At 47.5% G+C, this 9262-nt stretch carries 9 protein-coding genes and 2 pseudogenes; 1 reads left to right on the top strand and 10 read right to left on the bottom strand.

The window, feature by feature from the left end:
- From ACTNBZ_RS10675 to ACTNBZ_RS10645, 7 genes and pseudogenes are all read right to left on the bottom strand, one after another.
- Positions 1–224, bottom strand: a pseudogene (locus tag ACTNBZ_RS10675) (hypothetical protein); the annotation flags it as partial.
- An 814-nt stretch (positions 225–1038) separates the two neighbouring features.
- A pseudogene (locus tag ACTNBZ_RS10670) lies at positions 1039–1302 on the bottom strand (ATP-binding cassette domain-containing protein); the annotation flags it as partial.
- A gap of 144 nt (positions 1303–1446) precedes the next feature.
- Complete coding sequence (locus tag ACTNBZ_RS10665; protein ID WP_117925364.1) at positions 1447–1851, bottom strand: hypothetical protein; 405 nt, start codon at positions 1849–1851, stop codon at positions 1447–1449.
- Between the two features lie 188 nt (positions 1852–2039).
- Positions 2040–3044, bottom strand: a complete 1005-nt coding sequence (gene rlmN, locus ACTNBZ_RS10660; protein WP_370827704.1) for a 23S rRNA (adenine(2503)-C(2))-methyltransferase RlmN — start codon at positions 3042–3044, stop codon at positions 2040–2042.
- 16 nt (positions 3045–3060) lie between these two features.
- Positions 3061–3216: a cysteine-rich KTR domain-containing protein gene (locus tag ACTNBZ_RS10655; protein ID WP_118427917.1), complete on the bottom strand. Its 156-nt coding sequence runs from the start codon at positions 3214–3216 to the stop codon at positions 3061–3063.
- A 759-nt stretch (positions 3217–3975) separates the two neighbouring features.
- Complete coding sequence (locus tag ACTNBZ_RS10650) at positions 3976–5388, bottom strand: relaxase/mobilization nuclease domain-containing protein (RefSeq protein ID WP_087290285.1); 1413 nt, start codon at positions 5386–5388, stop codon at positions 3976–3978.
- 33 nt (positions 5389–5421) lie between these two features.
- Complete coding sequence (locus ACTNBZ_RS10645; protein WP_117925239.1) at positions 5422–5859, bottom strand: hypothetical protein; 438 nt, start codon at positions 5857–5859, stop codon at positions 5422–5424.
- A 162-nt stretch (positions 5860–6021) separates the two neighbouring features.
- Here ACTNBZ_RS10645 and ACTNBZ_RS10640 point away from each other — a divergent pair, with 162 nt between their 5' ends.
- Positions 6022–6348 carry a helix-turn-helix domain-containing protein gene (locus tag ACTNBZ_RS10640; protein WP_096920743.1) on the top strand — a complete coding sequence of 109 codons (327 nt, stop codon included), beginning with the start codon at positions 6022–6024 and terminating at the stop codon, positions 6346–6348.
- A 48-nt stretch (positions 6349–6396) separates the two neighbouring features.
- Here the strand turns inward: ACTNBZ_RS10640 and ACTNBZ_RS10635 are convergent, their stop codons facing one another.
- The 3 genes from ACTNBZ_RS10635 to ACTNBZ_RS10625 form a co-directional block, all read right to left on the bottom strand.
- Positions 6397–6696, bottom strand: a complete 300-nt coding sequence (locus ACTNBZ_RS10635) for a CD1845 family protein (RefSeq protein ID WP_117925241.1) — start codon at positions 6694–6696, stop codon at positions 6397–6399.
- 706 nt (positions 6697–7402) lie between these two features.
- Positions 7403–8134, bottom strand: coding sequence for a BRO family protein (locus tag ACTNBZ_RS10630; protein ID WP_441209776.1), 732 nt, complete (start codon positions 8132–8134; stop codon positions 7403–7405).
- A 34-nt stretch (positions 8135–8168) separates the two neighbouring features.
- Positions 8169–9047 (bottom strand): DUF6017 domain-containing protein, encoded by an 879-nt coding sequence (locus ACTNBZ_RS10625; RefSeq protein ID WP_195409618.1) that lies wholly within the window; start codon positions 9045–9047, stop codon positions 8169–8171.
- Positions 9048–9262: the final 215 nt, after the last annotated feature.

Below are 9262 nucleotides of genomic sequence, written 5' to 3'. Positions count from 1 at the left end.
CAAAAGCCCCTCTGCTCTCGGTGGACCTCATGCCCGCGAGAGTGGGCCTCATTTCCCGTGAAGGTGGACTTCTTTCCCCGTGCAGATGGACTTGTGGCTACGAAATTTACAGCTTCCGCTCGTTTATCGGACAGGAACACCGCCTGTACCTCATCTGTCACTTCCAAAAATGTGTCCGTCTTATACATATCGGGATACAGCTCCCGAAGATTGATTTTGTGCATTATGTACCTCCATTTCGATTCACAGGTTCGGTTGACAGGTGAACCGAATGAAGGCGGTGCGCGGCACCGTGGGAAAATATCAAATTCAAGAAGTTTTAGAGTGCCTAAAAGAAAAACAAAAGCGCCTGTGTGACAAACTGACACACAGGCGCAATGGATATTGATTGCTGCTATTTTACAACATTTTTCGCAATAATTTGCAAACTGTAAAGGTGGTATTAGTTGGCTTTTTTTAATAACTCAATGAGTTCTTTATGTATCCTAATCATAAATTCCCCCATTTCCCCGACAATTAGCCTTATATTCCTTAAAACACTATAATTTCTTCTAATTTCATAGTATCACAACAATAAGAACGATTACTGTCAAATTATGTTGCTACTTATAGAAAAGTGGTACAAACGATATTCCTGCGGGAAAAGAGGCAAGCAATGCCCCTGGATAGCCATTCGGCTTCCGGCGCTGCTTGTTGAGGGAATCCCCCAAGCCCCCATGAACGCAGAATTTCATTCTGCGGCTGTGCGTTCTGTGAACGCTTTTGTCATACACAACAATAAGGAAAAATCAAACGGCTAAATTGCCGCCCGGTTCGTATGTAAACTTTGACGAAGAAAGTATACTGATGACAGCATACTTTCTTTCACTGCCAACATAGTCCTCTAATCAGTTAATATCTATCGTTGATCTTTTGTCAGATATGGACGAGGACATAGCAACGCTCACTCAATAGACCGCCGACAATCTGGACGCTAGCCTTGCCGGTGCGGCCAGCACCGGAGAGTTGCCTGAGAAGCGATGATACAGGAAGCTTTTACTACTTCCTCGCCGTTACTTCGGAAGTCAAGCGTATGCTTCTAGTTGCAACATTATTTCTGAATGCAAGATCATGTTCTACAAAAATCATGATGGGAGAAAACTTCTTTATCAGATTTTCAATTTGCATTCGAGAATAAATGTCAACATAGTTGAGAGGTTCGTCCCATACATACAGATGCGCTTGCTCGCAAAGGCTTTTTGCTATCAACACTTTTTTCTTTTGTCCCGCTGAAAAATCTTCCATTTTCTTTTCAAATGTCTCTGTCCGAGATAAGTATTGGTGCGTATAGCTGACCTTATTATTCATCTTCTATGAACGCCTATTGGAAAAAGAATAGGAGCAAGGTGTATTTCAATCTTGCTCCTTTCGGGAAATATATACTATACAGTTCAAAAAATGCACAATTTAGTTGATTGGCGGGGTAGAGGGATTACTTACCTTATAATAGTTGCTATCAATGATAATGTATGCTTCACTACCTCTATCTTCATAGGTAAAAGCATCTTTTCCGGCGACCTTAAATGTATAACTTTCTGCTCCCTCTACTGCCTCCGGTTCATCACAAGCAGTCAATTCCAAGTCATAAAACCAACTTATAAAATCATTTGGACCGTAGTTCTCCGAGCCAATCTCAAATGTAGTTTCTTTTCCTTGGGAATAGAAAGAACCAGTAATTAAAATTGTGGGTTCAGGAAATAAATACACTTCGGAAGCACTAATTGTCTTTTGACACGAAGCACTTGTCTTTTGACATCCCGCTAAACTCAACACACAAATCAATGCTAAAACTAATGCGATTAACTTCTTCATACAATCACGCTCCTTTGTTAATTTCAAGTTTGTCTAACTGTTTTATCATTTATATCGACGAAAAACCCAGCAAAAAGTTCCGAACTATGGATACATCATAGTATACTTCAGTCTGTTTGTTTCACGCCAGAAATGAAAATTCACACTTTTATCTTCCTGATATACCTTTCAAGTCAAAGGAAATAGGCTTATCCTTTGAATTTGGCAAGCGGTATCTTGTTAGACTGATTAAATGTGTTAGCCAACTGTCCACAAGCCGCTTTAATCTCTCTACCATGAGAAACTCTCATGGTAACTTCAAGTCCTACTTGCTCTAATTGATGTTTGAATGCAACCATTTCCCGTTTTTGTGGAGTTCTAATTTTTGAATTGCTTGTTGGGTTGTATTGCAACACGTTAATCATAACATTTTTGCCCCGAAACCATTTTGCAAGTTGTCTTACATCTGAGGAACGATCATTTATACCTGGTAAAAGCAAATACGCAAATACAACTTTTCGATTATGTCTTTCAGAATAGGATAAGGCTTGCTTAACAACATCTTCAATAGCATATATGTGCATGTGAGGTATAATGCGATTTCTTGCTACTTGTGTTGCTGCGTGTAAAGATATTGTCAACTGAATTTTGAGATGTTCCTCGCGCAATTTTTTTAATTGATCAACCGGACCAACTGTTGATATGGTTATGCCATCGGTGGGAAAGTTAAGCCCACTTCTATCTCGGAGAATATGGATTGCTTTTATCAAGTTGTCATAATTGAATAAGGGTTCTCCCATACCCATAAAAACGATGCGGTTTACTTTTCGACGCAATAATATAACCTGTTGTACTATTTCTGACGGCGTCAGATTACGAACAAAGCCATTGCGCCCGGATTCACAAAAAATACAGCCAACAGGACAACCGACTTGTGTACTCACGCAAACAGTTCCACCATCTCGTCGCTTGATAAAAACCGTTTCAATATATTTGTTGTCTTTCAGTTCATAAACATACTTTTCAGTATCACTACTTTTATAGATGTCTTTCACCAGCATTGATAGATTTTTTTTGCGTGGGGCTTGCTTATATAATTCTGAATATAAGGCTTTTGCTTCATTTTCTCCAATAACTTCCGACATTTCTTTATAAGTAAATCCGTACGGGTCATTCCGCACTTCCGTGGGCGTATATTTAGGTAAATATTTCATTTCTTTATCCTTTCTCTTAAAAATTAAAAATTTGTTTTTCGGTATTTTTGATTACAATCTCTAACTTTTCAACATCAAAGATATGTGTCAATTTGCATTTAGGGCAGAAAAGAGGAAAATCTTTTAATACCGTATTATGGAATACTTGAACTCTCTCCTTTCCATTACAAATCGGACATTTTTACACAAAAAAAGCCCATATTGAAATGGGAAAATCTCTTTTATTTCAATGCTTATCTAATACGAATGCTATGCAACATAAACGCCGTCTCCTTTTATATATAATTTCATATTATCAGGAAAATAGTCTACTGTCAATACATAACAGAATTTGTTTAAACTAATAATAGGAACTGTGTAGACAAATCTGAAAAGAAAGGTGAACAGTAGAATGCAATAGGATGAATGAATAATAGCAAAAAGGTGTGCGACGAGTTATATATCTCCCCAGGTTACCTTGCGAATATCGAGAACAAGGGACAGCAATCGAGTTTACAGGTGTTCTATGATTTTGTGACCCGGCATCATATTTCGGTAGATCAATTTTTCTTTCCGAACAGCAACGCGGAAAATCCACCGCACGGCGGTAGTTTGACGCGCTGCTAGACGGTATGAGCAATAAGGGCATACGGAGTATAACCGCAACGGCAAGAGAGATAACGGAAGTCGAAAAAGCAGAGGAGTAACCTCACAATATGGAAACCGGGAGATTTCAGCGCGTGGCGGCTGCAATCTTTTTTTGTGTCCAAAATCAAAGGAACACGCAACAAATACCGTCTTTCGATGGGGGATGGAGTAGATAGCGAGCAAAGCCCCTGGATAGCCATTTGGTTTCCGGCGCTGCTTGTTGAGGGAATCCCCCAAGCCCCCATGAACGCAGAATTTCATTCTGCGGCTGCGCGTCCGATGGACGCTTTTGACCATGACCAGCTCACCGCTGGTCGCGGTCTTTTTCTTTTTCGGCATCGTGTTCCGCCTCCATGTTTAAGAGCCGATCCACATTGGCCTTTGCTGCCAACAGCTCCCGCATTTCCTCGCGGGAGCGCCGGTACTCGGCATAGGTCTTTTTCTTTTTCTCCAGCAGCCGAGCATACTCGGCTTGCAGCTCCTTGACCTTGGGCAGCTTCTTGACCCCCATATCGTCAAAGGCTTTTTTGGCCGCCTGATGGAGCAGGAGTTCCTCCTCATGTTCCTCGCGGAATTTCTTGGAGTAACCGGCCTTCCGGTAAGCCACATAGGTGTCACGGGTCTTGGCATAGTTGATGATATGGGTCCGCAGCACAGCAATCTCCGCCATGCGTTTCTCCGCTGCCTTGATTTTTGAAGATAGCTCATTGTGGTGGGCCGTGGCCGCCGCAGCCTTTTCCTCCAGCACAGCATACTCCAGCAGGTTATGCTCGGTGAGATAGTTCACGGTCTGTGCCATCTGTTTCAGATTAAAAACCTTGGCCCACCGCACATACCCGGCACCTTTTCCGGCCTGGAGCTTTGCCTGGATGTCAACTAGCAGATTGACCTTGGACGGATCTGCCTGCTTGACCGGTTTCTGACGGGGCGTATGCTCCTTTTGACCGGCGAGGACAGCCAGCAGGTCCTCCAGGGTGTAGCCATCACCCAGACTGTCCAGACGGGCCACTTTGCTCCAGCCGGGGAGTTTCAAGCGGTAGGATTTGCCGCGCCCGGATACTTCGCAGCCGGATTCCCGGAGCAGCTTCAGCAGCTCGTCCAAATCAGCAGGCTTTTGTGCCAGGGCTTTATCAATGGCAACACGGAGCAATTCCCGATGGGACGGTTTCGCCTGGTCGCCCAGCCACTTGTTGTAGCTCTTTCCGTGGGGCTTGGGATTCTCTACAATGGACAGCCCGTTCTCAATGCAAATGGTGTCGCTCAAACGCCGGACAGCTTTCGTGCTGCCCCAAAAGTTGCGGAACTTCCGGTCACAGTCCAGATTGACCGAACTCCAAATGATATGATTATGGACATGGGCTTTGTCGATGTGAGTGCAGACGATAAAGGCGTGTTTGCCCTTGGTGAACCGCTTGGCAAACTCCACGCCCAACCGGTTGGCCTCCTCCGGGGTGATCTCCCCAGGACAAAAGGACTGACGGACATGGTAAGCGATCACATCGTCCGCTCCACGAACCCGTCCGGTGGCGGCGATATACTGGCGCTTGGCCAACATAAACTCGGCGTCGGCCACACGGCTGTCGCACTCGTAGCCGGTGATGAGCTTGCCGTGGTCTGTCTTTTGCGGATTGGCCACATAGTCGATAATCGCGCTGATGGCACGGCTCTCGGTCCGGCCCTTGCCGATATGCAGCGGCATGATGCGTGTGGTTGCCATAAAGGTTGCCTCCCTTCAAAAAAATAGGCAGCCTTAACTGCCTATCTCGTCACGGTAAGAAATAATTTGTTTCTTTTTCTGTTTGGCGCACCGCAGTGTTGTGGCGGCTCCACCCCAATCATGGAGAACATACGCTACTACCACATCACTGGCCTCTACCATCCAGCGATTTCTGTGAGAAATCGCAAAACGGCGTGGCGTAGTTTCCAACGGCGGATACACGGTGCTGTCGTAACCGGAAGTGTTCCTCCCGGTGTTTAGATATGCCAGAACAAGGATCAGCTCAATCTGCGGATACCGTTTTTTCTGCGCTCTCAGAACAGACGCCGCCAATAAGTCAAAGGCTCCATAGCCGCCCAGGTAAAAGGTAGTCGCTCCTTGTTCAATCAGTTTTTGCGTAACAGCGTATAACCATTTCTCTATTTTCTCACTCTGCGAGATCTGTGCATGGCCACAAAAGGTTACAATCATACCTTGTCCTCACTTTCTAAAGCTATTGTTCTGAGCTTCAATCAAAAGCAAAGCTGACAGCTTATAAAACATAGTCTAACAGACGCTATTATAACCCGCAATCATAATGTAGTCTTAGAGTACATAAAATAATCGCTAACAGCTAATAGACGGGTGTGGACTATGGAACAAAGCAAATTGGGAAAGCGCATCAACGAGGTGCGGAAGTCTCGTGGCCTGACAGCCGACAAATTATCGGAATTATGTAACATCAATGCCACTTATCTGCGGCAAATTGAAGGTGGAGCCAAGATGCCCAGCCTGCCGGTATTCATCGACATTTGCAAGGCGCTCCACATTTCTCCTGACTATCTGTTGCAGGATGAATTGAGCGAAAATGAGATCAGTAAAATCCATGAAATTGAAATGCTATGGAAAGATGCGCCACTGTCAAAACAAGAGCTTGCACTTGCAATGATAAAGGCAGCTCTAAAGCATCCAGAGCAGTAAAACAGCCAGCCGGGTTCAAACCGGCTGGCTGCACTTTTCTCTCCAATATTATCCGTAGACCAAATCCTGTATTGCAAACTTCAAATCCTGCACCTTGCCAAGCAGCCAAAAGGCCAATTTCGGCAGCCCAAAGGGGCTTATGAGAAACGCGATTACCAACAGAATAAGGCCGTTCTGCGGGGAGTATGTCATCAGGACGGCCACGCCCAGCAGGGCGATCACCGTACTGAGCAGCCCCAGCACCAAGCCAGATACATAGACCAGCCCCACGCAAATCCAGATGGCCAGGGTGAGCAGCAGGATCACCGGCGCAATCACAATCTTCATAATCAGCTTCAATACGGTCATTTCATAGCCTCCTCTCGACGATCTAAATACTTCTGGCATAGACGGCGGACCTGTTCCTCGTCGGCCTCGTTTTCTTCCCGGCGTCCCTTTGTCAGCTGAATGGAGGCAAAGGATGACCTGGACTGCCCGTGGCGGCCGGGAGACCTTGCACAGCGCAAGGGCCGTATCGAGCGCCAGGGCAACCAAAATCCCCTGGTCCATGTGTACCGCTATGTGACTGAGGGAACCTTTGACGCCTATTTGTGGCAGACGGTGGAGAACAAACAGAAATTCATCAGCCAGATTATGACTTCCAAATCGCCGGTGAGAAGCTGCGACGATGTGGACGAAACGGCATTGTCCTTTGCCGAGATCAAGGCCCTGTGCGCCGGAGACCCCCGTATCAAGGAGCGCATGGACCTGGATGTGGAGGTCTCCAAGCTGAAGCTGATGAAAGCTGACCACCAGAGCAAGCAGTATCGTCTGGAGGACCAGCTGCTGAAATACTTCCCGGAGGAAATTGAAAAGCACAAGGGCTTTATCCAGGGGTTTAAGGCAGACCTGGAGACCCTGGCCGCCCATCCTCACCCGGAGGATGGCTTTGCCGGTATGGAAATCCGGGGCGATGTGCTGACCGACAAAGAAAACGCCGGTGCAGCTCTGCTGGACGCCTGTAAGGAGGTCAAAGGCTCGGAGCCTGTGCAGATCGGCAGCTACCGGGGCTTCACTATGTCCGTGGAGTTTTCAGCCTGGAAACAGGAATATACGCTCCTGCTGAAAGGCCAGATGACCCACCGGGCAAGCCTCGGCACAGACCCACGCGGCAACCTGACCCGCATTGACAATGCGCTCTCTCATAGGGAAGTACATTCCCGGATGCCGTGCGATAGACAAACCGCTGTTCCAGCAGGAACCGGACAAAACGGCGCTCCGGCACAACCAGCTCTTTGGCGGTGGTGCGGAGATTGGTGCTCTGCTTCATGTCGATGAACAGGTCAAAAAAGGCGGCCTTGCCTTCCAACAGAGCGTTTTCCTCCCGCAGCACCGCATTTTCTTCACGCTCAGCCAACAGTTCGGAGCAGAGCTTCAGCAGCGCCTCCGGGGAAGTGGCCACTTCCCACAGCTTTTCCCTGGTCATGTAAGCTCCGTGCTTGCGGATGGTGGGCAGCACCTCAGACGTGACCCACCGGCGAAACTGCTTTGCTTTGGGGAGCTTACTGGACAGCACCAGGGAATAGAGGCCGCTCTCGTTGATGAGCGTGATGGCGGTTCCGTTGACGGTGAACGAATCGTTCACCGTCCGATCTTCTGCATCCACATGGTCCCGAATCGCTTTCTGCGGATTGGTGTACCCCAGCGCCAGGGATACGTCCTTGCCCACCAGCCAGGGTTCGCCATCAATCTCTACGGCGCGGATGGCTCCAAACTCCGGGTTCTTAAAAATTTCCATCTGGTTCATGTTGTTCCTCCTTTGGCATGAGAAAAGGCGGCTCTTACCAGCCGCCTGCGTTCATATCGTGATTCACTTGTGCGGTGTAATAATTGCTGATGGTGGTGGGCGCATTGAACAAGACGGTCAGCAGGTATTGCTTCATGTTGCGGACCTCGGTGGTGTTTTTCTGCATACAGTCCATGACAAACCGGATATGTTCACTGGTCAGCTTCAAAAACCGGGAGCGCACGATCTCATGTGGAAAGTCGCTGCCAGCAATCCGGGTGGTTTTCCGTTTGGCGCAGACGGTCTCCACCATCAGCTCCACAATCTCGTCCAGGTCCTCCCGATAGGTGTTAAACTCTCGACACAGATAGTCATACTCGATGTTCTCCAGAATCAAATCCCGATAATTTTCTATCTCTGAGACAGGCATCGCATCCCTTCCTTTCCGTTCCGGCGGTCTTGCCGCCGCTGTTTCCCGGAAGGGAATGGAATCGGTACTTGATCTATGAGTAATTGATTTTTGAGTATTTGATTTGTCTATATTTAATTCTGCGGGCTTTTCCGTATCCGGTTTCTCCAGATACGGGTTTTCCGTATCTGGTGAATCCGTATCCGGCTGGGGCGTATCCGGGTTCTTCGGCTGTGGCTGCTCGTAGATGACATACTCGGTGTCGCTGATCCGGCCCTGCCGGTCCCTCATCTGATGGCGGACAATGTACCCGGCAGTTTCCAGCTCGCGCAGCGCACCGCCGATGGCGTCCACGCCCTCCTTGCAGATTTTCGCAAGTCCTCTGGTGGTATAGTTCCAATCCTCCGGCAAGGACAGCATCATGGAAAGCAGTCCCTTGGCCTTGAGGGACAATTTTTCGTTTCGCAGGTGATGGTTGCTCATAACGGTATAATCTCTGGTTCGCTCAATGCGAAATACGGCCATTGACCTCACTCCTTTCTTGTTTCAGGGCATGAAAAAAGCCACAATCTTTCGTAAAAAGACTGTGGCTTCAGCTGTTTTTGTTGTTCTGCCAGGGCCGGTAGGGACGCTTATGCTTCGGCGGCTGACTGAACGGCGAATCATGCTCCGAAAACGGGAGGGCCTGCAAAACCTGGTCAATGTCGGTGGATTCCATATCATGCTGGGACTGACAGTTT

The sequence above is a fragment of the Pseudoflavonifractor sp. HCP28S3_F10 genome (assembly GCF_052065415.1).
In the GTDB taxonomy this organism is placed as follows: Bacteria; Bacillota; Clostridia; order Oscillospirales; family Oscillospiraceae; genus Pseudoflavonifractor_A.
The sequence above is the reverse complement of the archived record's forward strand: the minus strand, read 5'-3'. Positions and strand labels throughout refer to the sequence as shown.

Bases quoted from the DNA above. Each gene is read 5' to 3' on its own strand.
- rlmN (WP_370827704.1), bottom strand. From the start codon at position 3,044: ATGAAATATTTACCTAAATATACGCCCACGGAAGTGCGGAATGACCCG.
- ACTNBZ_RS10635 (WP_117925241.1), bottom strand. From the start codon at position 6,696: ATGACCGTATTGAAGCTGATTATGAAGATTGTGATTGCGCCGGTGATC.
- ACTNBZ_RS10645 (WP_117925239.1), bottom strand. From the start codon at position 5,859: ATGATTGTAACCTTTTGTGGCCATGCACAGATCTCGCAGAGTGAGAAA.
- ACTNBZ_RS10665 (WP_117925364.1), bottom strand. From the start codon at position 1,851: ATGAAGAAGTTAATCGCATTAGTTTTAGCATTGATTTGTGTGTTGAGT.
- ACTNBZ_RS10650 (WP_087290285.1), bottom strand. From the start codon at position 5,388: ATGGCAACCACACGCATCATGCCGCTGCATATCGGCAAGGGCCGGACC.
- ACTNBZ_RS10640 (WP_096920743.1), top strand. From the start codon at position 6,022: ATGGAACAAAGCAAATTGGGAAAGCGCATCAACGAGGTGCGGAAGTCT.
- ACTNBZ_RS10625 (WP_195409618.1), bottom strand. From the start codon at position 9,047: ATGGCCGTATTTCGCATTGAGCGAACCAGAGATTATACCGTTATGAGC.
- ACTNBZ_RS10630 (WP_441209776.1), bottom strand. From the start codon at position 8,134: ATGAACCAGATGGAAATTTTTAAGAACCCGGAGTTTGGAGCCATCCGC.